Here is a 22,432-nt window from a genome sequence, read left to right as displayed (position 1 = left end):
CTGGAAGGGAAGGTGCGACATGTGGATCCCAGGCCGCGGTACCCGGCTGTGGCGCGGTGCGCTGGCCGGGCTGGTGATCGCCGCGCTGTCCGCACCGGTTTCGGCCGCGGCCCGGGCGGACGTCCCGGCCCCCGACCCGGCGATGCTGCCCGTCCTGTCGACCGGCACCCTCGAGACCCGGTACGCGGCCAACCGGGCCAACATCATCCAGGCCGCGCGCATGGCCGAGAAGGGCGGGGACCACCGGCGGGCAGAGGCCCTGCGGGCCATGGCCGGCTCCGCCCGGACGTTCCTGTCCTTCGACGCCCGCGGCGAGGGCCGGGCCGTCGAGGTCCTGGGCGACCTGGCGACCGCCCGGCGGATATCGGTCCTGGTGCCCGGTTCGGACACCACCCTCGACACCTACGACGCCCGTACCCCGAAGCCGCACGCCAGGCTCGGCTGGGCGGCCCGCTCGCTGGAGGAGCAGATCCGCCGCCTGGACCCGGCCGCCGAGGTCGCCGTCGTGGCCTGGCTCGGCTACACACCACCCCGGCTGATCAGCACCGACGCGGTCACGACGGGCCGGGCAGAAGACGGCGCGCGTGCGCTGCGTGCGTTCGTCGTCTCGGTGCGCCGGGCGAATCCGGCCGCGCAGGTCTCGCTGCTGTGCCACTCCTACGGCTCGGTGGTGTGCGGCCGCGCCGCCGCCGGCCTGGCCGTCGCCGACATCGCCATGTTCGGCAGCCCCGGCACCGGTGCGGACACAGCGGCGGGATTGGGCACCGCCGCGCGGGTGTGGGCGGGACGGGGAGCGCGGGACTGGATCGGCGGCGTGCCGCACCTGAGCCTGCCCGTTCTCGGCACGACCATCGGCTTCGGCGCCGATCCGGTCTCGGGCGGCTTCGGCGCCCGGCTGTTCGCCGCGGGCGACGGCGGCCACGGCGACTATCTCGCGCCCGGCTCGGCATCGGTGGCGAACCTGGCGCGTATCGCCCTGGGACACGACCGGGAGGTGACCCGGTGACCGCCCAGTCGTATCGTCCCGTCCGGGCCGGTCACCGCCCGACGCCGGGGTTGCGGGAACTGGCGCGGCGCGTCGACGCCCGGACCCCGCCTGATCGCGACCGGGCCGTCGATGCTCTGCGAGCCCTGGCGATCCTCGGCGTGATATTCGGCCACTGGCTGGTCAGCGCCGTGGTCGAGGCCGGTCGGGGCCCGCTGCAGGGGGCGAGCCCGCTGCAGTACATGCCCTGGCTCGCCCCGCTCTCCTGGATCTTCCAGACCCTCGCCGTGTTCTTCCTGGTCGGCGGGCACGTCGCTGCGAAGGGTTACCAGGCCGCCCGTCGGCGCGGTGTGGGGTACGGCCGGTGGCTCGGCGGGCGGCTGGCCCGGTTGTTCCGGCCTGTCGTCGTGATCCTCGGTGTGTGGGCGGTGACGGCCGTCGTCATGCTCTTGTCCGGCACACCCCTTGAGACGGTGCGCACGCTGCTGACCCTGGTCCTGTCGCCCCTGTGGTTCCTGCTGGTGTTCGCGCTGCTCACGGCTTTGACCCCGATGGTCTTACGGGTCGGCCCGCTGTGGCCGCTCGCCGTGGTGGCCGCTGTTGACCTGGTCCGCTTCGGTCTTGGGGGTCCGGCCTGGCTCGGCTGGGTGAACGTGGTGGCCGGCTGGCTGGTGCCGTACGCGCTGGGCGCGGCGTGGGCGTGGGGCCGGCTCGACACCCGCCGCTCGGGTCCGCTGCTGATCATCGGCGGGGTCGCCGCCGCAGGCCTCGTCATCTGGGGCGGATACCCGGCGTCCATGGTCGGGGTGCCCGGCGCGCCGGTCTCCAATCTCAACCCGCCCACCCTGGCGGCCGTCGCCTTCGGTCTGGCCCAATGCGGACTGGCTCTGCTGCTGCGCGAGCCGTTGCGCCGGATGATGACCCGGCCGATGGTCTGGGCGGCGGTGGCCGCGGCCAACCTCTCCGCCATGACGATCTTCCTCTGGCACCAGACGGCGATGCTCGCGGTCACCGCCATGGGCCTGTTGTCCGGCCCGCTGCCGGGCCTGCACACCAGGCCGGACGATCTCGGCTGGGTCCTGGCCCGGCTCTGCTGGCTGCCGGTCTTCGCGATCGCGCTGGCCGTGTGCTGGGCCGCGTTCGGCGCGGTCGAGCGCGGCCGGGCCGGCCGTCCCTCGAAGGGCGGAGCGCGAAACGCCTGCGAGGAGCCGCCCCGTGTCTAGGATCGTCCACGTGGACAGGGCCGACGCGATGGGTGCCGTGCTGCGGGGCGTACGAGCGGATCTGCTCACGTCGGCCCGGCAGCCGCTGCCGCCCATGGCTGGGGCGCGGCCGCTGAAATGGCTGCCACACGTGCTGATCGTGCTGGCCGCCGTCCTCCTCGCCGCGACAGCCGAGGGCACCGAGGCCGCACCGTTCGCGATCGCCCACGCGGTGATCCTGGTGTCGGCACTGCGCTGGCCGGTGCCGGCGTGGTGGCTGTCGATGGCGTTCCTGGCCGGCACCGCCGCGACGAGCTACTCGCCCACGTTCATCGGCGAGCCGTGGCCATGGTTCGTCCATGCCGGGGTGCTGTTCCTGGTGGCGCTGCGCAACCGGCCCCGGGTCGCCGTCGAGACGCTGCTGCTCAGCAGCTTGCTGGCCGGCGGCATGCAATGGCCGGGCGAAGACCTGCTCTGGGAAAACCCGCTGACTCCCGCGGTGATTTTCGCGGTCGCCGTGTTCCTCGGCGCCTCGGCACGCAGCCTCCGGGAGACACGCAAGCGGCTCCAGGAGCAGCAGGCGGCCACCATCGCGGAGAGGGGGCGCCGGGCCCTGCTGGAGGAGCGTGCCCGGATCGCGCGCGAACTGCATGATGTGGTCGCCCACCACATGTCCGTGATCTCCATCCAGGCCGACGCCGCGCCCTACCGCGTCGAGGATCCGCCCGAAGAACTGGTCACCGCCTTCGCCGTCATCCGCCAGAACGCCCTCGAAGCCCTCACCGAGCTGCGCCACGTCCTGGGGGTCCTGCGCGCGGAAGCCACCGATGACTCCCCGGCGCCCGGCGGCCCCCAGCCCACCCTGGACCAGCTCGGCAACGTCGTCGCCAACGTGCGCTCCGCCGGCCTGCGCGTTGAGCTGGACGTCTCGGGTACGGCCCGCCCGCTGCCACCGGCTGTGGAACTGTCGGCCTTCCGCATCGTCCAGGAGGCTCTGAGCAATGCGCTGCGCCACGCGCCCGGCTCCACGGTCCGCGTCGAGATCGTCTACGCGCTCTCCACGCTGCGGCTGCGGGTGCTCAACGGCCCCTCGCGTGACAAGACCAAGCCCTCGCCCGGCGCCGGTCACGGCATCATAGGCATGCGTGAACGTGCCGCGATGCTCGGCGGCGAACTGGCCGCCGGTCCCACGCCCGGCGATGGCTATGAGGTCTCCGTCCTGCTCCCGGTGCCCGTGGACACCGCCACGACCGCGAAGGAAGGCCACACGTGACGATCCGCGTGCTCATCGCCGATGACCAGGCCATGGTCCGCGAGGGTTTCTCCGTCCTTCTCAACGCCCAGCCCGGCATCCAGGTCGTGGGCCTGGCCGAGGACGGCGCCGACGCCGTCGCCAAGGCCGCCGACCTGCACCCCGACGTGATCGTGATGGACATCCGGATGCCCGGGCTGAACGGCATCGAGGCCGCTCGCCGCATCACCGCGGATCCCGGCCTCGCCACCAAGGTCCTCATCCTGACGACGTTCGACCTCGACGAATACGTGTACGAGGCGCTGCGGGCGGGCGCCAGCGGATTCCTGCTCAAGGACGCCTCGGGTGTCCAGCTCGCCGAGGCCGTACGCGTCGTGGCCGCGGGCGAGGCCCTGCTCTCCCCGAACATCACCAGGCGACTCATCGCGGAGTTCTCCCGGCTGGGCGGCACCCCGCGGCCCCCGGCCCAGGCCCGCGTCGGCGACCTCACCGAACGCGAGACCGAGGTGGTCGCCCTCATCGCCCACGGCCTGTCGAACGCGGAGATCGCGGGCCGGCTCGTCCTCGCGGAACAGACCGTCAAGACTCACGTGGGCCGCATCCTGAACAAGCTCCAGCTGCGCGACCGCACCCAAGTCGCCGTCTTCGCCTACGAGACGGGCCTGGTCAGACCTGGACACGCAAACGCGTGATCCCAGAGCCGTGTGCGCCGGGTGCATGGAAGAAGCCCGGCCCGCCCCGGCCGGGCGGGCCGAGCGCTAGTTCGGTATGACGATGTCGTGTGCGGTGACGGCGGCCGGGGTGCCGTTGCACGGCACCCCCTGGCCGGATGCGGACCCTGACACCCTAGCTGACCTGCAACTCCGCAGGCAGGAGGGGCGGAGCTCCACACCTCTTATGTACTCGCCGCCAATACGCCCGTCCTTGGTTCACAACCTTGATCCTGGCGGCCCTGGTTCGCCACGCAAGGGCCGCGACGGCGTAGCTGAGCTCACATTGCCCTTCTTCTCGGTGGAATCCGTTGCCCAGCAGCGTCCAAGGCGACCCTTGCTTGTGCCTGTCGGCTGTTCGTCGTCCGTGTTCCGGCGGATCGGCTTGACGGACGCACGCCGTAGGGTTTTCCCATGGCTGACGATCTCTTCGAGCATCCGCGGTTGGCCGCGGTCTACGATCCGCTCGATCCCGACCGCAGCGACCTGGAGGTGTACGCCGCCATCGTCGCTGAGCTCGGGGTCCGCAGCGTGCTGGACGTCGGTTGCGGCACCGGAACGTTCGCGCTGCTCCTGGCCGGCCGCGGGATCGAGGTGACCGGGGTGGACCCGGCCGCCGCTTCGCTCGACGTGGCCCGGGCCAAGCCGGGCGGCGAGCGGGTGCGCTGGATCCACGGCGACGCGACGCGTCTTCCGCCGATGCGGGTCGACCTGGCGACCATGACCGCGAACGTCGCCCAGGCGATCGTCGAGCCGGACGACTGGGACAGGACGCTGCGCGGGATCCACGAGGCGCTGCGGCCCGGCGGGCACCTGGTGTTCGAGACCCGCGTACCGGCGCGGCGGGCCTGGCTGGAGTGGAACCGCGCGGAGTCGTACCGGGTCGTCGAGATCGACGGGGTCGGCACGGTGGAGAACTGGTTCGAGGTGACGGACGTCAGCGGGCCGCTGGTGACTTTCCGCGGCACCTGGGTCTTCGCGGCGGACGGGGCGGTGCTGACGTCGGACTCGACGCTGCGTTTCCGGGAGCGGGAGGAGGTCGAGGCGGCGCTGGTGGCGCACGGGTACGCGGTGGAGGAGGTCCGCGACGCGCCCGACCGGCCGGGCAAGGAGTACGTGTTCCTGGCCCGGCGGGCGGGGGAGTGACCCGCGAGCCGCCGCGCCACGGCCCGCCGCGCCACGGCCCGCCGCGCCACCGCCCGCCGCGCCACGGCCCGGCGGGGCGCGGCGCCTCCATGCAACTCCCGGCGGAGATCGGATATCAGAGGCGCCAGCCGCTCTCGACCGACCGGCGGCATTGGCCGGGGTCGTCGCCTGCGCTCGTGAACAGAGCCGTCAGCAGGGGCACGCCGTGAGCGAGCGCTTGCCGGGGCAGGGGCCCGGTGGCGACCAGTGATGCGAGGCCGTGACCGATGGTCCAGCTCTGCGTGGCCAGCTCCAGCGGGTCGAGGTCGTCGCGGAAGCGGCCGGCGGCCTGAGCCCGTTCGACGGCCCGGACCAGGCAGTGCAAGGTCTCGTCGGCGGCTGCGGCGTCCTCGAGCTCGAACCCGGCGTCGAACATGACCCGGTAGAGGTCGGGGCCGGCCAGGGCGTTGGACAGGTAGGCGGCGCCGAGTGCGGCCAGGTCCCGCACCGGATCCGCGGACGGCGACACGGCGTCGAGCCGGGCGGCCAGGCGCGTGAAGCCTTCCTGCCGCATCGCTTTCCACAGCCGGTCCATGCCGCCGAAGTAGGTGTAGACCGCCATCGTCGAGACGCCGGTGCCCGCGACCAGTGAGCGGAGGGTGACCGGCTCGCGAGCGGCGAGCATCTGCGCGGCCCGGTCGATCAGCAGAGAGCGGATCGCCGGGTCCTTCGTCCTCACCACGGCACAACAATACATAACACTGCTATGGTTTGAGGCGTTGCCGAACTAGCCTGCGCTGATGCCAAGGAGCGGACATGGCCGTGACGTTGATCAACCCCGACGGACTGCCGAAACCCGAGGTCTACCGTCAGTTGTCGATCGCCACCGGGACGAGACTGGTGTTCCTGGCGGGCCAGGTCGCCCGCGATGCCGAGGGCCGGCGGGTCGGGGAGGGAGACCTGGCGGCTCAAGTCGAGCAGGCATACCTCAATGTCGCCACCGCCCTGGCCGAGATCGGCGGCTCCTTCGCTGACGTTGCCAAGCTGACCATCTACGTCGTCGACTGGACGCCCGACAAGATGCCGCTGCTGGGCGAGGGGGTCGCCCGGGCGGCCGCGAAGCTGGGGATCGACCCGGTCAAACCGATCACGCTGCTGGGCGTCGCGGCACTGGGCGAGCCTGATCTTCTGGTCGAGGTCGAAGCCACCGCCGTTCTCGACTGATCAGCGCCGCCTCGGACGCGCTGTCCCGCCTATCTCGCCTGTCGGCGGCCACGAAGGCATGGCTTTGGCAAGATGGTGGCCGATGAGAACACAGGTGACATTCGACTGCGTCGACCCGCACGCTCAGGCCGCGTTCTGGGTGCAGGTGTTCGGCTCCCCGAGGGCAAGGTCGCGAAGAACCGGGTGCATCTTGACATCCATGTCGACGCCGACCGGAAGGCGGCCGAGGTCGAACGCTCGGTGCGCAACTGATCGAGACGCACAGCGATCGCGGGCCGATGACGTACGTCATGCGCGACCCGGAGGGCAACGAGTTCTGCCTGCACTGAGGGACAGTCCTGACCTGACTTTCGTCAGGTGTACTGGTTGACGATCGATGGATGATCCACCCGGGTCACCTTCGCCAGGCTCGCCCCGTGAACACATCCTTCCCCGGACGGTGGATCGGCGGCGTGTCGCTCGTCGTGGGGCCGGTCGTGCTGTGCGCCGGATACCTGCTGCGTTACCTGACCACGATCATCGCCCTCACCCCTCAGCAGCAGGCGTGGGCCGAGACGAAGCCGTTCGCCGCCTACGGCCAGCTTCTCGCCTACACCTCAGAGCCCGCCCTGCTCACCCTCTCCTACGCGGTCTTCGCACTGGGGGCGATGCTGCTCTTCCCCGCGTTCGTCACCCTGGCTCAGCACGTGGGCGGCGGCCTCGCCTTCTGGGGCGCCACCCTGCTGGTCGCCGGGCTCTTCGCCCGCCTGTACTTCGCCGGCGCCGACCAGACCGCCTTCCAGCTCACGGAGATCCTCGGGCTGGACCAGGCGACGAACGCGATCATGAAGGAGTACGTGGACATCTCCTACGGACCATGGCGAGTACCGGTATGGGCCTCGGTCGGCCAGTACGCGGGCTCTCTCCTGCTGGCCATCGCCGCTTGGCGCTCGGGCCTGTTCGGTACCGCCCGTGCCGTGATGCTCCTGCTGGCGGGAGGCACCTGGATGGGCGTGCTGAAGGGCGCCTCGATCCCGGATGTGCTGGTCACCGGCCTGCTCTGCGTGGCCCTGGTCCCGCTGGGCGTGCGGGTGCTGCGTGAGCGGCTGCCGGCTCGGGCCGGGCGGCCGAAGGTGCTGAGCTGGTGAGCGGACCTGCCGAAGGCTTGTCGCATCCGCCGAGTGCACTGTCAGCTTCCTCATGTCTCCCATGGATGCGTGCCGGGTGCACGGATGTGTCCGGGGAGGGGCGGAGGGCGGGAGCGAGGAGTGGCAGGAGGACGACCACGGCGGTGATCAGTGCGAATGCCGTGGGGTAGTTGAGGGCGCCCGCGACCCATCCCGTCACGGCCGGGGCGATCAGGCCCGACAGGTATGTGATCGTGGCCACGCCCGCCACACCCTCGCCCGGAGTGGCCCCGGCCCTGCCGGCCGCCGCGAACACGAGCGGCACTGTCACCGCAATGCCCAGCCCGACCAGGGCGAATCCGGCGATGGCCGGGGCCGGGGTGCGGGACGTGACCACGATGACGCCGCCGACGGCCGCCACGATCCCGCCCGTCCTGACGGCCGCCACGGGGCCGAACCACCGGACGGCCCGATCGCCCACCAGACGCATGCCGGCCATGCAGAGCATGAAGACGGTGTATCCGGCGGCGGCCAGGCCGGGACCGGCGTCGGCGACCTTGGTGAGGTAGGCGGCCCAGTTGGAACTGGCGCCCTCGGCGAACGTCGCGCAGAAGCCCACCAGGCCGATGGTCAGGATGGCGCGCGTGGGCAATGCGAAACGCCGGGGCGGGGGTGCGTCGGCGGGCACGCCTCCGGCCTGCGGCTCCTCCCCGGTCATTGTGCCGTCGGGGAGCAGGCTCCGGCCGGCCACCGCGCTCGCGGCCACGAGGGTGACCGAGACCGCTCCCAGGTGGATGCGTGCGTCGAGGCCGGACTGGGCGGCCAGGGCGCCGAGGGCGGCTGCCGCCAGGCTGCCGACGGACCACATGCCGTGCAGGCCGGACATGATCGGCCGGCCGAGGCGGCGTTCGACCTCGACCGCGTGGGCGTTCATGACCACGTCGGACATGCCGGCCGCGCTGCCGAAGAGCAGGAACACCGCGAACAGCCCGGCCGGTGACGGCGCGAGCGCGGGCAGGGCCAGGCCGGCGCACCACAGGGCGATCAGGGCGCGGGTGGCGGTGCGGCTGCCGAAGCGGTACGCGAGGCGGCTGGCTAAGGGCATGCCGATGAAGGCGCCGATCGACGGGAACAGCAGCCCCAGGCCGAGCGTGCCCGGCGTGAGGTCGAGATGGCCCTGGATCCAGGGGATGCGCGTGGACAGGCTGCCGGCCACGGCGCCGTGCGCGGCGAAGACGGCCGCGATGGCACGATGAGGGCTCATGCCTCAGAAAATTAACAGGCAGGCTTCCTGATGAAAAGAGGTTTTAGGCAGGCTCCCTGATTATTATGAGAGTCGTGAAGACCGCGACTCCCGCCATGGCCCGCGCCATCAACGACCGGCTGGCCCTCGACCTGCTGCTCGAACGCGGACCTCTCACCGCGCCCCAGCTTCGCGCGCTGACGGGGCTGTCCAGGCCCACTGTGTCCGACCTGATCGAGCGGTTGCGGGGAGGCGGGCTCATCGAGGTCATGGGGGAGTGCGGGGAGGATCGGAGAGGGCCGAACGCGCGGTTGTACGGCCTGGTGGCGGATCGGGCCCACGTGGCGGGCGTCGATGTGCGGCGTGATGCCGTCAATGTGACGGTCGCCGACATCACGGGGCAGGTCGTCGGCTCGGCGACGGGACGGGTTACCGGGTCCGCGAACGACGGGAATGCGAACGACGGGAATGCGAACGGGGGGCAGCCTGACGGGACCGCGGGCGGGCAGGTCGCCGGCGCATCAGGTGCTCCGGGGGAGGGCGGCGGCGCGCTGGACGAGCTGATCGCGGACGTGGTCCGGGAAGCGGCCGGGGGGCGGGTCCTGGACACGGTCGTGATCGGCGCACCTGGGCTCGTGGATCCGCGCGCCGGCGATCTGGTGTCGGAGAACGGGGACGTGCCGGGGTGGCGGCGCGGTGTGGTGGGGGCCGTACGTCAGCGACTCGATGTGCCCGTCGTCCTGGAGAACGAGGTGAACCTCGCGGCCATCGCCGAGCTACGTACGGGGGCGGCGCGAGGAAGCGAGGACTTCGTGCTGCTCTGGCTGGACGACGGGGTGGGGGCGGCCGTCGTGCTCGGCGGACGGCTGCGCCGGGGGGCGTCCGGTGGCGCGGGGGAGGTCGGGTTCCTCGAGGTGGGCGGTGTGCCGTACTGCGAGCAGGTGGAGGCCCGGGTCGCCCGCGAGCTGGGGCGGGAGGAACTGGCCGAGCGGGTCGCCAAGGGGGCCTTCGCCTTCGTTGCGCTGCTTGATCCGGGGCTGGTGGTGCTCGGCGGCAAGATCGGGCATGAGGGCGGGGACGAGCTTGCCGCACTGGTGTCCGAGCGTCTGCGGGCGGGGGCGCCGGCGCCGACGGAGATCCGTGCGAGCACGGTCGAGGGCAACGCGGTCCTCCAGGGTGCCGTCCTGACGGCCCTCGACCTGACCCGCGACCGCGTCTTCGGCTGACCGGCCGCTCGACCCGCGTGCCGGTTCTCTGCGGCACTCCTCCCACACCGGCGCGAAGGGCTGAGACGGGCGTGGTGATCAGGGGCTCGGGTGGCCGCCGTCGCCGGGGAGGGATCGGGCGAGGGCGTCGAGGATCAGGTTGAGCCCGTAGTCGAACTCGTTCGCGAAGTCGTAGCCGGGCCGGAGGATGTGCTCCGTCGCCACCTCCATGAGGCGCGGGAAACGGTCGGCCGGATACGCCGTCCTCCTGGCCGGCACGATCGCCGAGATCCTCGGTTACAGCGCCGGCCTGGTCCCGTCGATCCCCGGCGGCCTCTTCGAGATCGCCCTGGGGATACTGCTCCTCGTGAAAAGATTTCCCGCCGTGCGAACGCCGGACGGTGACGGACCGGGCCGGCCGTCCGTCGCATCCGGCAACGGCTGAAGACCCATCGGCTGACAACGATGACCCGTCCGGTGCCACGTCCGGGATCGGCTCCTACGCGAGCGCCGTCACCAGGCCGATCGTCAGCGCCGTGCGCTCCGGGATGTGGTCGACCAGGACGTGCTCGTGACGGGCGTGGGCCCCGTCGCCCACCGCCCCCATGCCGTCCAGCACCGCCCGCCCCAGCGCCGAGATGAAGTTCCCGTCGCTGGCGCCTCCCACCGCCGCCTCGTCCAGCAGCCAGCCGAACCCGGCGGCCACCTCCTGCGCCTCCTTGAACAACCGCTGCGAGGGCAGGTTCGGCGTCATCGGGGGCCGGTTCCACTCGCCGGTGACCGAGATCGTGACACGCGGATCCGCGGCCCGCAGGTCGGCGAAGACGTCGTCGATGCGTCCCATCTCCGCCGGATCGGTGACGCGTACGTCGACGCCGCAGCTGGCGTGCCCGGCCGCCACGTTGCGCCCGGTGCCGCCGCTGATCAGCCCGACGTTCACGGTGGTGCCGCGCTCCCGGGACGCGGCCCCCACCAGGGTGGTGACGATCTCGGCGAGCGCGTGGATGGCGTTGGCGCCCGCGTACGGATCCAGCCCCGCGTGCGCCTCCACCCCGGTCACCCGCACGTTGAACAGCCCCACCCCCTTGCGCGCCGTCTTCAGCGCCCCGTCCATCGACGCCTCGAACACCAGGCTGGCCAGCGCGTCGGAGCTGGCCGCCTCGATGTGCTCGCGCGAGGCCGGGCTGCCGATCTCCTCGTCCCCGTTGAACAGGAACCGCACGCTCGGATGCGGCAACCCCAGCTCCCGCAGCCCGCGCAGCGCCCAGATCGACTGCACCAGCCCCGCCTTCATGTCGAACACACCGGGTCCCGTCGCCTTGCCCTCCACCACCGCGAACGGCCATCCCGCCAGCGTCCCCGTCGGCCACACCGTGTCGTAGTGGCTCAGCATGAGCACGATCCCCGGCGCCGTGCCCCGGTAGGTCAGCTCCAGGGCGTCACCGTACTGGCCGCAGTCATGCAGGACCTCCTCGTCCGGCGTGCCGAGCAGCTCGACGGCCCGGCCGCGGATCGCGCGCAGCCCCTTGACCAGCATGGCCTTGTCGTAGCTGTGGGTCTCCAGCTCCACGACGGCCTTGAGGTCGGCGAGCATGGCCGGGAGGGCCTGCCGGGTCCAGTCGGTGATCAACACGAGAATCCTTCCACGGGACTAGGGAACGGGGGCTCCAGGGCCGAGCGGGATGCCGAGCCACCAGAACGCGAAGAACAGCAGCGTCCAGACGACGAGCAGGGTGAACGCGATGGGGATGGTCATCGAGGCGAGCGTGCCGATCCCCGCTTCGCGGCGGTAGCGCTGCAGGAAGCCCAGCGCCATCACGAAGTACGGGCTCATCGGCGTGATGGCGTTGGTGCAGGAGTCGGCGATGCGGTAGAGGGCCTGGGTGTACTCGGGCGGGATGTTCAGCAGCATCAGCATGGGCACGAACACCGGCCCCACCAGCGCCCACTGGGCCGAGCCGCTGGTCACGACCAGGTTGATCAAGGTGACCACGAGCAGGATGCCGAGGAACACGATGGGCCCGCTCACCCCGGCCGACTTGAGCAGCCCGGCCCCGTTGATCGCCATGATCTCGCCGATGCCCGTCCACCTGAAAAAGGCCAGGAACTGCGAGATCGCGAAGAACAGCACGAGGATCGGCGCCATCTCGCGCAGCCCATGGGCCATGAAGCCGGGAATGTCCCCGCTGCTGGTGACCGTGCCGGCGACCCGCCCGTACGCCCAGCCGACGACCAGGAACGCCAGCCCGAGGAAGACCGCGATCGAGGTGAGCAGCGGCGACTGCACGAGGCTGCCGTCCTCGCCGCGCAGCGGCGACCCCGCCGGCAGCACCGCCGCCACCAGCGCGAGCACGAGCGCCGCGAGCGCGATCAGCGCCGCCCGCAGGCCGCGGCGCTCCTTGGCGTCGAGCGCCAGCGGCCCGAAATCGGACTCGTCGGCGTCCGGATCGACGGGCATCGACTCGACCCGCCGCGCCAGCACCCGTTCGGTCACCAGCGTGATGGCCGCGGCCAGCACCAGGGACGAGGCGATGGAGAAGAAGTAGTTGGCCAGCGGCGTCACCACGTAGGCCGGGTCGACGGTGTGCGCGGCGGCCGTGGTCAGCCCCGACAGGATGGCGTCGGTGGGGGTGATCAGCGGGCTGGCGTCGTAGCCGGCCGAGATCGACACGAACGCCACCACGATGCCGAGGATCGGGCTGCGCCCCACCGCACGGAAGGCCAGCGCGCCGAGCGGGATGAGCACGACGTACGCGGCGTCGGAGGCCACATGCGCCACCATGCCGGTGAACGCCAGAGCGAACGTCACCCACTTCGGCGACACCTTCGCGACCCCCGAGCGCAGCACGGCGGCCAGCAGCCCGGACCGCTCGGCCACCGCGACGCCCAGCATGACGACCAGGATCGTGCCGAGCGGCGGGAACGACGTGTAGTTCTCGATCGCGTCGCCGACCATCGTCCGCACGCCCTCGGCGGACAGCAGGTTCTTCACCACGACGGTCTTGCCCGTCGCCGGATTGACCGCCGACACCCCGGCCGCGGCTAAGCCCCAGCTCAGCAGGGCGAGCAACGCGCTCAGGAGGACGAAGAGCCAGAACGGATGAGGGAGTTTGTTGCCGAGACGCTCGATCCCGCCCAGCAGCCGGAGCAGAGTGTTCAGAGCACGTGAGCCCGTAGCGGACGGGGTCGTCGTCACCGGCCCGCCTCCTTTCCGCATTACGGTCACCCATTACATGCGGTTGCCAAGCCTCCTGACAAGTCGGCGTCATCCGACAAAGCCGGACAAGCTGCACAAACTGGCTGGTCAGCGGGCTCTCGAACAGGCTGCTCGATGTGACGATCGCAGGCCGGCTCACCAGGCTCGCCTGCTGGGCGCACGTCGCCCCCGGCCCGTCCCTGGAGACGGCCGGGGCGCGTCGGCACCGTACGCCCGGCCTCAGGGGGCCGGAGTGGGCTCGCGGAGCGGGAGGCGGACCTCGAACCAGGTGTCGCCGGGCACCGACCGGACCTTGATCTCGCCACCGTGCCGGCCGGCCACGATCCGGTAGGAGATGTCGAGGCCGAGCCCCGTGCCCTCGCCCACGCTCTTGGTGGTGAAGAACGGCTCGAAGATCCGCTCCTTGATCGCCTCCGGCACGCCGGGCCCGGTGTCGCCGATCTCGACGATCGCCTCGTCCTCGTCGTGCGCCGTGCGGATCGTCAGGGTGCCCGTCTCGCCCATGGCGTCCAGGGCGTTGTGGATGAGGTTCGTCCACACCTGGTTGAGCTCGCCCGCGTAGCAGGGGATGGGCGGCAGCGTGCGGTCGTAGTCGGTGACCACGCTGATGCCCGGCGGGATCTTGCCGCGGAAGATCGTGACCGTGCTGTCGAGCAGGTCGTGCACGTCGACCTGCTGGAACGGGGCGCGGTCCATCTGGGAGTACTGCTTGGCGGAGCGGATGAGCGTGGTGATGCGCTCGGTCGCCTCGGTCACCTCGTTGAGCATCTGCGAGATCTCGATGGCCTCGGCCAGCCAGCGCAGCGCCGCCGGGGCGTGCTCCTCGCCCACCTTGGTGCGGATCTTCTCCAGGTCCTGGCCCGAGAACCCGGCGTTGACCAGCGCGGGAGCCAGGTCCCACGCGTCCTCCACGCCCAGCTCGTCCAGCGCCTCGCCCAGCTCGTCCTCGGCGTCGGAGATCTCCAGCGGCGAGCGCTGTGGCAGCGTGCCCAGCTTGCTGGTGCACGCCTCCTGAGCCTCGATCATCGTGCGCAGCTTCTCCGGCGGGATGCCGTCCTCGGCCAGCTGGGCGAGCTGGAGGCGGGAGGTCTTGATCAGCGACCGCAGCTCGCCCACCGCCCGTACGGCCGCCGCGGCCGGGTTGTTCAGCTCGTGCGTGAGCCCCGCGGTGATCGTGCCGAGCGCGGTCAGCCGCTGGCGCCGGTCGATGATCTCCCGCTGCATGCGGCCGCCCGACAGCAGGCCGTCGAGCAGGTGCATCGCCATCGGGAACCACTCGGCCACGATGTAGGCGAACTTCTTCGCCGGCAGCAGGAAGATCCGCGACGGCGCGGTCGCGCGCAGGGTGTGCTGGTAGGTCTGCGGCGCGCGGTCGCCGAGGTAGGCCGAGGTGGCGCCGCCGTACACGCCGGGCTGGGAGGTGCGGGGCATCGCGACGGTGCCGGCGCTCACCGTCTGGCTGATCATCTGCACCTCGCCCTCGATCAGCACCGCGAAGCACTCGGCCGGCTCGCCCTGGCAGACGATGTCCTCGCCCGTCGCGAACGTCCGCACCCGGCCGCTGGCGGCCAGCTTGGTGAGCTGCTCGTCGGTCAGCCGCTCGAACAGGAAGAGTTTGCGCAGCTCGTCGATGTCGATGCCGGTCTCGATGTCGGTCATTGCTTCTCCAGGTAACGGTGCACGAGCGCGACGGCCATCGCGCCCTCCCCGACGGCGGAGGCCACCCTCTTGATCGATTCCGCGCGCACGTCGCCCGCGGCCATCACCCCGGGCACGTTGGTCTCCAGGTAGTACGGCTCCCGCCGCAGCGGCCAGTTACGCGGCCGCCGACCGCCCTGGACCAGGTCGGGGCCCGTCAGGACGAACCCCTTCGCGTCCCGTTCGATCGTCTCGCCCAGCCAGGAGGTGTACGGCTCGGCCCCGATGAACACGAACAGCCACTGCGCGTCGACCGTGCGCTCCTCGCCCTTGGTCGACAGCGTCAGCGACTCCAGGTGATCGGTGCCGCCACCGCCGACGACCTCCGTCTGGAGGTGCACCTCGACGTTGGGGAGCGCGGCGATCTGCTCGATGAGGTAGTGAGACATGGACTTCTCCAAACCATCACCCCTCACCAACAAGTGGACCTTGCTCGCGAATCCCGACAGGTAAACCGCCGCCTGCCCCGCCGAGTTGGCCGCGCCGACGATGTGGACCTCGGTGTCCTTGCACGCGGGCGCCTCGGTCAGGGCGGCGCCGTAGAAGACGCCCCGGCCGACGAACTCGTCCAGGCCCGGCGCCTGCAGGCGGCGGTAGGTGACGCCGGTGGCCAGGATCACGGCGTGCGCCGCGATCTCCCCGCCGTCCTTGAACCCGACCACGCGCGCCTGCCCGCGCGGCTCCAGCATGGTCACCTTGCGCGCCGTCAGCAGCTCGGCCCCGAACTTCAGTGCCTGCCTGCGGGCCCGGTCGGCCAGCTGCTGCCCGGAGACGCCGTCGGGGAAGCCGAGGTAGTTCTCGATCCTGGAGCTCTGGCCCGCCTGGCCGCCCGACGAGTACGCCTCGACCAGCACCGTCTTGAGCCCTTCCGAGGCGCCGTAGACGGCCGCGCCGAGCCCGGCCGGGCCGCCGCCGACCACGATCAGGTCGTAGAAGTCGGTGGCCGGGGTCGTCGACAGGCCCACCGCCGTGGCCAGCGTGGCCTGGTCGGGCGACTCCAGCGTGGTGCCGTCGGCGGTCACCACCAGCGGCAGGTGGCAGTCGTCACCCGCCGCCTTCACCAGCTGCGCGCCGTCCGGGTCTTCCGACAGCATCCACCGGTACGGCACGTGGTTGCGGGCCAGGAAGTCGCGGATCTTGTACGACTGCGCCGACCACCGGTCGCCCACCACCCGCAGCTCCGACCGCTCGATCCGCTCGGTCCGCAGCCACGCGTCCAGCTGCCCGTCGATCACGGGATAGAACTTCTCCTCCGGCGGATCCCACGGCTTCAGCAGATAGTGGTCGAGATCCACCACGTTGATCGCCTGGATCGCCGCCTCCGTGTCGGCGTAGGCGGTCAGCAGCACGCGCCGCGCGTACGGATACATGTCCATGGCGGCCTCGAGGAACTGCACCCCGTTCATCTGCGGCATGCGGTAGTCGGCCAGGATGGCCGCCACGTCGTCGCCGCGCAGCCGCATCTCCCTGACCGCCTCGATGCCGTCCCTGGCCGTCTCGGCGCGAACAATCCGGTATTCCTGGCCATAGCGGCGTCGCAGGTCACGGGCGACCGCCCGCGAGACGCCCGGGTCGTCGTCCACCGTCACGATGACCGGCTTGTCCATGCCCCTACCTTCTCCCAGTGGTCTCTATTGGAAGCATGTCATGCGCGGGAGGGCAGCGAGCATCCGCTCATATCATGAGCGGATGGGCACCCGTGATCGCATCATCGACGCCGCTGAGCAGGCCCTTCAAGAGTTCGGCCTGGTGGGCGCGACGACGAAGCGGATCGCCCGTCAGGCCGGCTGCTCCGAGGCCCTGCTGTACAAACACTTCCCCGGCAAGGAGGCGCTCCTGCTCGCCGTGCTGCTGGAGCGGCTGCCCGCGCTCGGCCCCGCGCTGGTCCGGCTGCGGAAGAACGTGGGGCACGGCGACGTTGCGGCCGGCCTCACCGACTTCACGGTCACGGCCGTCGAGTTCTACACCAGGGTGGCGGGCATCGCCTCGGGCGTGCTGGCCGACCCCTCGCTCATGGCCGGCTTCAGGCGCATGCTCGCCGAGATCGGCACGGGCCCGCACACCCCGATCCGGGTGCTGGCCGAGATCCTCGCGGAGGAGCAGCGCGCCGGCCGGATCGACGCGGGCCTGGACGCGGACGCCGCCGCCGCGATGCTGATGGGCGCCTGCTTCCACCGGGCCAACCTGTCCTTCTTCGCCGAGCCTTCCGACGACACCAGGGCGTGGGCGGCCGCGATCGTCGGCACCCTCCTCAGGCGATGACGCGGCTCTCCCCGCCGTCCACCAGCATCGAGATCCCGTTCACGAACGACGCCCGCTCGCTGGCCAGGAACGCCACCACGTCGCCCACCTCCTCCGGGCGTCCGATGCGGCCGACCGGCACCGCCTTGCCCCGCTTGGCCAGCATCTCCTCGCTGCCGGCCAGCTCGCGCAGGCGCTCGGTGTCGATGGGGCCCGGCATCACGTTGTTGACCAGCACGCCGTCGGCCGCGACCTCCCTGGCCAGCGTGCGGACGACGCCGGCCACGGCCGAGCGGGTGGCGTTGGACAGGGCCAGGCCGTCCAGCGCCTCGCGGGCCGACCTGCTGGTGATCGTGACGATCCGGCCCCAGCCGCGCGAGCGCATCTCGGGCAGGACCGCGTGGATCAGGCGCACGGTGCCGAGCAGGTTGCGCTGGATCGCGACCTCCCAGTCGCCCAGGCTCGCCTCGTCGAAGCGCCCGGCCGGCGGGCCGCCCGCGTTGGCCACCAGGATGTCGACCGGGCCGAGCACGCCGCGCGTCTCCTCGACGACGCGCCGCGCCGCGTTCGGGTCCTCCACGTCGGCCAGCACCGCGTGCACGACCTTGCCGAACTCCTGCAGCTCCACCACCGCGTCCGCGAGCCGCTCCGGATTGCGGGCGACGAGGCACACGTCGCAGCCCTCCCGCGCCAGGCTCTTGGCCGCGGCCAGTCCGATGCCCGCGCTGCCTCCGGTGACCAGGGCGACCTTGCCCGAGATGCCGAGATCCATGAGGGGACTATAGCGGCGGCCGCACCCGCTCCAGCTTGTCCGGGTTGAGCACCGTGTAGATCCCCCTGACGAGTCCGTCGCGGATGTCGACCACGACGAGCTGGTTTCCGTCGCCGACCCGCGTCCAGACCGCCGGCCCGCCGTTGACGTCGACCACCCGCGCCTCCGTGAAGTCGTAGCGCGACAGGAGCCCCTCCAGGAACGCCAGGACCTTGTGCCGGCCGACGATCGGCCGCAGCGCCGCCCGGACCTTGCCGCCGCCGTCGTTCCAGGCCACGACGTCCTCGTGGAACAGGTCGGTGAGCGCGCCCAGGTCCCCGCCCGCGGCCGCCTCCATGAACTTCGCCAGCAGCTTCGCGTGGTCCTCGGCGGACGGCTGGAACCGGTCGCGCCCCTCGGCCAGCCGCACGGAGGCGCGGCGGTGCATCTGCCGGGCGTTGGCCACCGAGGAGCCGACGATCTCGGCGATCTGGTCGTAGGGCAGCTCGAACGCCTCCCGCAGCACGAACACCGCCCGCTCCGGCGGCGACAGCTTCTCCATCATGTGGAGCGTCGCGTACGAGACGGTGTCGCGCAGCTCGGCCGTGTCCAGCGGCCCCGCCTCCGCCGTCGTCACCGGCTCCGGCAGCCACGGCCCGGTGTACGCCTCGCGCTTCACCCGGGCCGAGCGGAGCTGGTCGAGCGCCAGCCGCGAGACCACCGTCACCAGGAAGGCCCGCGGCTCCCTGATCTGGCCCCGGTCGGTGCCCTGCCAGCGCAGCCAGGCCTCCTGCACGACGTCCTCCGCGTCCCACATGCTGCCGAGCAGACGGTAGGCGAGCCCGAGCAGCATCGGGCGATAGTCCTCGAAGTCCACGGCAGGCATCATCCCGCGTCACCGAAGAACGAGGCGTGCCGAGGCCGCCAGTTGAGCCGCAGCCGCGCGCGGCAGTTGTCGGCGCCCCGCAGCCGGGTCATGTACGCCACCCCGAAGGGGCCCACCGCCATCCTGGCCAGGAACGCCGGCACCCGCTTCGGCTTCGGCGCGCCGAGCCTGGCCGCGTACTGCGGCAGCCATTCGCCGAACTTGACCGGCGTGTCGTCCACGACGTTGAGCGCCCCGGTGACGTCCCGGTCCAGCGCGGCCACCACGGCGGTGGCGGCGTCGTGCGCGTGGGTGAACGACATCACCGACCCGCCGTCGCCCACGATCGGCAGCTTGCCCGCCCTGACGGCCTCGGTGGTCGAGCCGTCCTTGTCGTACACCGACCCGGGCCCCGTGAGGTGCCCGAACCGCAGCACCAGCCCGCCGGCCGCGACGGTCCGGCGTTCCAGCTCCGCGAGCGCCGCCACCACGGGCGCGTACGCCTTCGGCGCGTCATGCCACAGCGGCGCGTCCTCGTCGGCCAGCCCCGGCGCCGGCGCGTAGGCGTACGCCAGCCCCTGTGCGATGAACCTGGCGCCCGGGGCCGCCTCGATGAGGTTGCGCGTGCCCTCGGTCCGCAGCCGGTTCGTCAACGCGAACTGCTCGCCGATCTTCCGCGGATCGATGGCCTTCGGGATGGCCGTGAGCAGGTTCACCACCACATCCGGTGCGGTCTTCCGCACCGCCCGCGCGGTCGCCTCCCGATCGAGCGCGTCCACGACCAGATCGGCCCCTGGCGACCTGGACAGTGTGACCGCCTCATGCCCCACCGCCTTCAGCAGCGGCACGAGCTGCCGGCCGATCACTCCCGTGGCTCCCGCGACCAGAACCTTCATGATCCCTCCCTGTTCCGTTACGTCGACAGGACGGGACAACAGGGCCAGATGTGACAGCTCATGGGTAGAAATGCCGCGACAACCATGATGAGCTGGGCAAGTGGCGAGAAATCTGATCCTGTCAGGAGGCCTTTTCCACGACTTCGCCGCCACATCGGCCGCGCTCGCGGAGGCGCTCGCCGAGGTGGGGGTCGAGTCCGAGATCACCGAGGACATCGCGGGCGCGCTCAGCGAGCCGTCGGAGGTCCAGCTCATCACCGTCAACGCGCTGCGCTGGCAGATGACCCAGGACCGCTTCGCCGATCTGCGCCCCGAATGGCGCTTCGCCTTACCGGCCGAGGCCCGTACGACGCTCCTCGACCACCTCGACCGGGGCGGCGGGCTGCTGTGCATGCACTCGGCGTCGATCTGCTTCGACGACTGGCAGGGCTGGCCGCGCGTCCTGGGCGGCTGCTGGACCTGGCCCAAGTCCCACCACCCGCCGCTCGGCTGGACGGGCGTGCGGATCCACGGCAGGCACCCGGTGGTGGACGGGCTGCGGGACTTCGACGTGGTGGACGAGGTCTACAGCGACCTCCACATCCTGCCGGACGTCGAGCCGCTGGCGTCCTCGAACGGCCAGCCGCTCGTCTGGGCACGGCCGGTGCGCCGGGGCCGGGTCTTCTACGACGCGCTCGGCCACGACACCAGGTCGTACGACAACGAGGTCCATCGGACGATGCTCCAGCGGGCCGCGCTCTGGCTCCTGAAGCGGCCGGTCACGATCAGGGAATGACAGATGACGCACCGGGGCGTCACGGTTTGACCGCTTGTCCCCTCTACCTTTTCGACCGCCCCGGCCGTCATGCCCGTGCCCCCGCCTTCCGCTTGTCGGCGGGACGTCGGGGGTGCCAGTCATACGAGTGGGCATTCACCGCTCGGCGGACGGGTCGGGTCCAGGTCGCGAACTCGCGGGATCGCTCGTCGAGAAGCGCGGTTCGATGGCCTGTGCGGTCGCAAGGGCAGCACGTTGCGCGTCGTCGAGCCGCCCCTACCCGGAGGACAAGCCAGCACTCGTTGAAGACGTGCCACGCGCCCAGCAGCGGATCGTCGGCCCGTTCGGCTGCCGTGACCCCCTCCGCCTCCTCCTGAGGGCAGACCGGCTCGGGGGAGGGGCCGGAACAGACCGCAGGAGCGCGCGGGCCTCACGCCCGAGTGCGCGCCAGGTTCTCGCCGAGGGCCGGTTCTCTCGACATGATCCAGCACCTCGAGGGGGGACGACCTGGGCTCAGGGTAGCCCGCTGCTTGCGGCCGTCTCCGGAGATCGGGGATCCCCTCGAGGAGCTGATTTCCCTCAGGTGGCGGACCAGCCGGTCCAGCGGGTCACGTCGACGACGATCACAGGGCCGGCGGGGCGGCGGTCGCGGTAGTGAGGGTATTTCGCCGCCAGCGCGTCCAGCGCCGACTCCCGGTCCGTTCCGGACTCGACCACCCGGGCCGGCCCGTCGGCGCGCACCCACCACAACCGCGACCAGTCCTCGTCGTAATGATCGACCAGCAGGCTGACCTCGGGGTTTTCCGCGATGTTCCGGAGTCTGCGCAGGTTGGCGGTGGTCTTGGGCTTGTGGTCGATCGCCGTCACCACGCGGTCGCCGGTCAGTGCGAACACGACCGGCACCAGGTGCGGGGCGCCGTCGCCGCTCACCGTGGCGAGCCGGGCCACCCGTTCGCCGCCGAACCTCTCGCGCGCCAGGTCGTCATCCATGCTCCCAGTGTGTCCGGAACGTACAAGACTGCATGTCAGGGCCCTGGGCACGATGGGCTCATGAACGTGAACCTCGACCTGATCCCCGGTTTCCTGGCCACCCACGGCCGCGTTCTCGACCGCCGCCGTTACGACCACCTTATGGGCGACGGCGACCCGGCCTGCGTGCTGGCGGCCCTCGACGCCTACCGCAACCCGGACGGAGGGTACGGCTGGGGCCTCGAGCCCGACCTCCGCTCTCCCGAAAGCCAGCCGGGTTCGGCGCTGCACGCCTTCGAAGTGTTCGAGGACGTCGCCCCGCACACCTCCCAGCGCGCGGTGGAGCTGTGCGACTGGCTGGAGGGCATCACGCTGCCCGACGGCGGGCTGCCGTTCGCGCTGCCGCTCACGATCACGGACGGCACCGCGCCCTGGTGGGGCGGCGCCGATCGGAACGTCTCGTCCCTCCAGATCACCGCCGTGACCGCGGCGGCCGCGCACCGCGTCGCCGCCCATGACGCGGCGGTCGCCGCGCATCCGTGGCTGGCGAAGGCCACGCGCTACTGCCTCGACGCGATCCAGGCGCTGGAGGAGCAGCCGCACGCGTACGTGCTGTCGTTCGCCGTGCGCTTCCTCGACTCCGTGTACGACACCCAGCCCCGGGCCGCCGACCTGCTCAAGCGGCTCGGCGCCTTCATCCCGGCGGACGGCCGGGTGCCCGTCGAGGGCGGCACCGAGGACGAGGCGCTGCGGCCGCTGGACTTCGCGCCGCATCCCGGCCGGCCCGTCCGCGACCTTTTCGCCCCCGAGGTGGTCGGAGCCGAGCTGACGCGGCTGGCCGCAGGGCAGCGGGACGACGGCGGGTGGACCGTGGAGTACGCGCGGATCTCGCCCGCCGGGTCGCTCGACTGGCGCGGCGCCATCACCGTCCACGCCGTCCAGGTGCTGCGTGCCAACGGCGTCATCTGAGCCGGCGCCGTTCAGGTGCT

Annotated in this window: 25 protein-coding genes; 14 read left to right on the top strand and 11 right to left on the bottom strand. The window is 71.5% G+C overall.

The annotated features are described in order from the left end of the window. The first annotated feature begins 19 nt into the window (after positions 1-19). From ID574_RS41590 to ID574_RS41570, 5 genes are all read left to right on the top strand, one after another. Positions 20-1,006 carry an alpha/beta hydrolase gene (locus tag ID574_RS41590; RefSeq protein WP_188194522.1) on the top strand — a complete coding sequence of 329 codons (987 nt, stop codon included), beginning with the start codon at positions 20-22 and terminating at the stop codon, positions 1,004-1,006. Then, positions 1,003-2,208: an acyltransferase family protein gene (locus ID574_RS41585; RefSeq protein WP_223167620.1), complete on the top strand. Its 1,206-nt coding sequence runs from the start codon at positions 1,003-1,005 to the stop codon at positions 2,206-2,208. Before ID574_RS41590 ends, ID574_RS41585 begins: the two co-directional genes overlap by 4 nt. Further along, positions 2,201-3,460, top strand: coding sequence for a sensor histidine kinase (locus ID574_RS41580; RefSeq protein ID WP_223167619.1), 1,260 nt, complete (start codon positions 2,201-2,203; stop codon positions 3,458-3,460). Before ID574_RS41585 ends, ID574_RS41580 begins: the two co-directional genes overlap by 8 nt. Then, a complete protein-coding gene (locus ID574_RS41575) occupies positions 3,457-4,131 on the top strand; it encodes a response regulator (RefSeq protein WP_188194521.1) in 675 nt (224 codons plus the stop codon). Before ID574_RS41580 ends, ID574_RS41575 begins: the two co-directional genes overlap by 4 nt. Before the next feature lie 432 nt (positions 4,132-4,563). After that, complete coding sequence (locus ID574_RS41570; RefSeq protein WP_188194520.1) at positions 4,564-5,295, top strand: class I SAM-dependent methyltransferase; 732 nt, start codon at positions 4,564-4,566, stop codon at positions 5,293-5,295. A gap of 115 nt (positions 5,296-5,410) precedes the next feature. Here the strand turns inward: ID574_RS41570 and ID574_RS41565 are convergent, their stop codons facing one another. Beyond that, positions 5,411-6,016 carry a TetR/AcrR family transcriptional regulator gene (locus ID574_RS41565; protein ID WP_188194519.1) on the bottom strand — a complete coding sequence of 202 codons (606 nt, stop codon included), beginning with the start codon at positions 6,014-6,016 and terminating at the stop codon, positions 5,411-5,413. 74 nt (positions 6,017-6,090) lie between these two features. Between ID574_RS41565 and ID574_RS41560 the strand changes: the two genes are divergently transcribed. The 4 genes from ID574_RS41560 to ID574_RS41550 all read left to right on the top strand — a co-directional run bounded on the left by ID574_RS41560 (position 6,091) and on the right by ID574_RS41550 (position 7,625). Then, positions 6,091-6,498 carry a RidA family protein gene (locus ID574_RS41560; protein ID WP_188194518.1) on the top strand — a complete coding sequence of 136 codons (408 nt, stop codon included), beginning with the start codon at positions 6,091-6,093 and terminating at the stop codon, positions 6,496-6,498. 72 nt (positions 6,499-6,570) lie between these two features. After that, a complete protein-coding gene (locus tag ID574_RS60650; protein WP_223167618.1) occupies positions 6,571-6,750 on the top strand; it encodes a VOC family protein in 180 nt (59 codons plus the stop codon). After that, positions 6,747-6,827 carry a VOC family protein gene (locus tag ID574_RS63075; RefSeq protein WP_223167634.1) on the top strand — a complete coding sequence of 27 codons (81 nt, stop codon included), beginning with the start codon at positions 6,747-6,749 and terminating at the stop codon, positions 6,825-6,827. The genes ID574_RS60650 and ID574_RS63075 overlap by 4 nt, the downstream gene beginning before the upstream one ends. An 87-nt stretch (positions 6,828-6,914) precedes the next feature. After that, on the top strand, positions 6,915-7,625 hold the full coding sequence (locus ID574_RS41550; protein WP_188194517.1) for a hypothetical protein: 711 nt from the start codon (positions 6,915-6,917) through the stop codon (positions 7,623-7,625). On the opposite strand, the gene ID574_RS41545 is transcribed toward ID574_RS41550, so the two are convergent. Further along, on the bottom strand, positions 7,525-8,868 hold the full coding sequence (locus ID574_RS41545) for an MFS transporter (protein WP_188194516.1): 1,344 nt from the start codon (positions 8,866-8,868) through the stop codon (positions 7,525-7,527). The genes ID574_RS41550 and ID574_RS41545 overlap by 101 nt on opposite strands. Positions 8,869-8,942: 74 nt before the next feature. Between ID574_RS41545 and ID574_RS41540 the strand changes: the two genes are divergently transcribed. Continuing rightward, the gene (locus ID574_RS41540; RefSeq protein ID WP_262496111.1) at positions 8,943-10,073 is read left to right on the top strand and encodes an ROK family transcriptional regulator; all 1,131 of its coding nucleotides are present in this window, start codon (positions 8,943-8,945) and stop codon (positions 10,071-10,073) included. A 78-nt stretch (positions 10,074-10,151) separates the two neighbouring features. Here ID574_RS41540 and ID574_RS61990 read toward each other — a convergent pair whose 3' ends face one another. Further along, complete coding sequence (locus ID574_RS61990) at positions 10,152-10,283, bottom strand: hypothetical protein (RefSeq protein WP_262496110.1); 132 nt, start codon at positions 10,281-10,283, stop codon at positions 10,152-10,154. Here ID574_RS61990 and ID574_RS41535 point away from each other — a divergent pair. Further along, the gene (locus ID574_RS41535; protein ID WP_188194514.1) at positions 10,282-10,497 is read left to right on the top strand and encodes a hypothetical protein; all 216 of its coding nucleotides are present in this window, start codon (positions 10,282-10,284) and stop codon (positions 10,495-10,497) included. The genes ID574_RS61990 and ID574_RS41535 overlap by 2 nt on opposite strands. Positions 10,498-10,551: 54 nt before the next feature. Here the strand turns inward: ID574_RS41535 and ID574_RS41530 are convergent, their stop codons facing one another. The 4 genes from ID574_RS41530 to ID574_RS41515 all read right to left on the bottom strand — a co-directional run bounded on the left by ID574_RS41530 (position 10,552) and on the right by ID574_RS41515 (position 16,574). Further along, positions 10,552-11,685 carry a M20 family metallopeptidase gene (locus ID574_RS41530; protein ID WP_336245603.1) on the bottom strand — a complete coding sequence of 378 codons (1,134 nt, stop codon included), beginning with the start codon at positions 11,683-11,685 and terminating at the stop codon, positions 10,552-10,554. 18 nt (positions 11,686-11,703) lie between these two features. Further along, entirely contained in the window at positions 11,704-13,269 is a 1,566-nt protein-coding gene (locus ID574_RS41525) for an AbgT family transporter (RefSeq protein WP_188194513.1), read from the bottom strand. Positions 13,270-13,488: 219 nt separating this feature from the next. Further along, positions 13,489-14,928 carry an ATP-binding protein gene (locus tag ID574_RS41520; RefSeq protein ID WP_188194512.1) on the bottom strand — a complete coding sequence of 480 codons (1,440 nt, stop codon included), beginning with the start codon at positions 14,926-14,928 and terminating at the stop codon, positions 13,489-13,491. Further along, complete coding sequence (locus tag ID574_RS41515) at positions 14,925-16,574, bottom strand: NAD(P)/FAD-dependent oxidoreductase (protein WP_188194511.1); 1,650 nt, start codon at positions 16,572-16,574, stop codon at positions 14,925-14,927. Before ID574_RS41515 ends, ID574_RS41520 begins: the two co-directional genes overlap by 4 nt. 82 nt (positions 16,575-16,656) lie before the next feature. Here ID574_RS41515 and ID574_RS41510 point away from each other — a divergent pair, with 82 nt between their 5' ends. After that, on the top strand, positions 16,657-17,229 hold the full coding sequence (locus ID574_RS41510) for a TetR/AcrR family transcriptional regulator (protein ID WP_223167616.1): 573 nt from the start codon (positions 16,657-16,659) through the stop codon (positions 17,227-17,229). On the opposite strand, the gene ID574_RS41505 is transcribed toward ID574_RS41510, so the two are convergent. From ID574_RS41505 to ID574_RS41495, 3 genes are read right to left on the bottom strand one after another with little or no spacing between them, the layout of a single operon-like run. Next, on the bottom strand, positions 17,219-17,980 hold the full coding sequence (locus ID574_RS41505; protein ID WP_188194509.1) for an SDR family oxidoreductase: 762 nt from the start codon (positions 17,978-17,980) through the stop codon (positions 17,219-17,221). The two genes, ID574_RS41510 and ID574_RS41505, sit on opposite strands and share 11 nt — an antisense overlap. Positions 17,981-17,987: 7 nt before the next feature. Then, positions 17,988-18,845, bottom strand: a complete 858-nt coding sequence (locus ID574_RS41500) for an RNA polymerase sigma-70 factor (RefSeq protein WP_223167633.1) — start codon at positions 18,843-18,845, stop codon at positions 17,988-17,990. Next, a complete protein-coding gene (locus ID574_RS41495) occupies positions 18,845-19,720 on the bottom strand; it encodes an NAD-dependent epimerase/dehydratase family protein (protein WP_188194507.1) in 876 nt (291 codons plus the stop codon). The genes ID574_RS41500 and ID574_RS41495 overlap by 1 nt, the downstream gene beginning before the upstream one ends. Before the next feature lie 100 nt (positions 19,721-19,820). On the opposite strand from ID574_RS41495, the gene ID574_RS41490 reads away from it, so the two are divergent. Next, positions 19,821-20,495 (top strand): ThuA domain-containing protein, encoded by a 675-nt coding sequence (locus tag ID574_RS41490; protein WP_188194506.1) that lies wholly within the window; start codon positions 19,821-19,823, stop codon positions 20,493-20,495. A gap of 558 nt (positions 20,496-21,053) precedes the next feature. On the opposite strand, the gene ID574_RS41485 is transcribed toward ID574_RS41490, so the two are convergent. Then, positions 21,054-21,464, bottom strand: coding sequence for a TIGR03668 family PPOX class F420-dependent oxidoreductase (locus ID574_RS41485; protein ID WP_188194505.1), 411 nt, complete (start codon positions 21,462-21,464; stop codon positions 21,054-21,056). 60 nt (positions 21,465-21,524) lie between these two features. Between ID574_RS41485 and ID574_RS41480 the strand changes: the two genes are divergently transcribed. Beyond that, positions 21,525-22,412: a hypothetical protein gene (locus tag ID574_RS41480; protein ID WP_188194504.1), complete on the top strand. Its 888-nt coding sequence runs from the start codon at positions 21,525-21,527 to the stop codon at positions 22,410-22,412. Positions 22,413-22,432 lie beyond the last annotated feature (20 nt).

Source organism: Nonomuraea sp. SYSU D8015, from assembly GCF_008065375.1.
Classification (GTDB): Bacteria; Actinomycetota; Actinomycetes; order Streptosporangiales; family Streptosporangiaceae; genus Nonomuraea.
The sequence above is the reverse complement of the archived record's forward strand: the minus strand, read 5'-3'. Positions and strand labels throughout refer to the sequence as shown.

Bases quoted from the DNA above. Each gene is read 5' to 3' on its own strand.
- ID574_RS41485 (WP_188194505.1), bottom strand. From the start codon at position 21,464: ATGGATGACGACCTGGCGCGCGAGAGGTTCGGCGGCGAACGGGTGGCC.
- ID574_RS41560 (WP_188194518.1), top strand. From the start codon at position 6,091: ATGGCCGTGACGTTGATCAACCCCGACGGACTGCCGAAACCCGAGGTC.
- ID574_RS41480 (WP_188194504.1), top strand. From the start codon at position 21,525: ATGAACGTGAACCTCGACCTGATCCCCGGTTTCCTGGCCACCCACGGC.
- ID574_RS41535 (WP_188194514.1), top strand. From the start codon at position 10,282: ATGAGGCGCGGGAAACGGTCGGCCGGATACGCCGTCCTCCTGGCCGGC.
- ID574_RS61990 (WP_262496110.1), bottom strand. From the start codon at position 10,283: ATGGAGGTGGCGACGGAGCACATCCTCCGGCCCGGCTACGACTTCGCG.
- ID574_RS60650 (WP_223167618.1), top strand. From the start codon at position 6,571: ATGGTGGCCGATGAGAACACAGGTGACATTCGACTGCGTCGACCCGCA.
- ID574_RS41495 (WP_188194507.1), bottom strand. From the start codon at position 19,720: ATGAAGGTTCTGGTCGCGGGAGCCACGGGAGTGATCGGCCGGCAGCTC.
- ID574_RS41570 (WP_188194520.1), top strand. From the start codon at position 4,564: ATGGCTGACGATCTCTTCGAGCATCCGCGGTTGGCCGCGGTCTACGAT.
- ID574_RS41520 (WP_188194512.1), bottom strand. From the start codon at position 14,928: ATGACCGACATCGAGACCGGCATCGACATCGACGAGCTGCGCAAACTC.
- ID574_RS41525 (WP_188194513.1), bottom strand. From the start codon at position 13,269: ATGCGGAAAGGAGGCGGGCCGGTGACGACGACCCCGTCCGCTACGGGC.
- ID574_RS41545 (WP_188194516.1), bottom strand. From the start codon at position 8,868: ATGAGCCCTCATCGTGCCATCGCGGCCGTCTTCGCCGCGCACGGCGCC.
- ID574_RS41505 (WP_188194509.1), bottom strand. From the start codon at position 17,980: ATGGATCTCGGCATCTCGGGCAAGGTCGCCCTGGTCACCGGAGGCAGC.
- ID574_RS41500 (WP_223167633.1), bottom strand. From the start codon at position 18,845: ATGCCTGCCGTGGACTTCGAGGACTATCGCCCGATGCTGCTCGGGCTC.
- ID574_RS41515 (WP_188194511.1), bottom strand. From the start codon at position 16,574: ATGGACAAGCCGGTCATCGTGACGGTGGACGACGACCCGGGCGTCTCG.
- ID574_RS41590 (WP_188194522.1), top strand. From the start codon at position 20: ATGTGGATCCCAGGCCGCGGTACCCGGCTGTGGCGCGGTGCGCTGGCC.
- ID574_RS41510 (WP_223167616.1), top strand. From the start codon at position 16,657: ATGGGCACCCGTGATCGCATCATCGACGCCGCTGAGCAGGCCCTTCAA.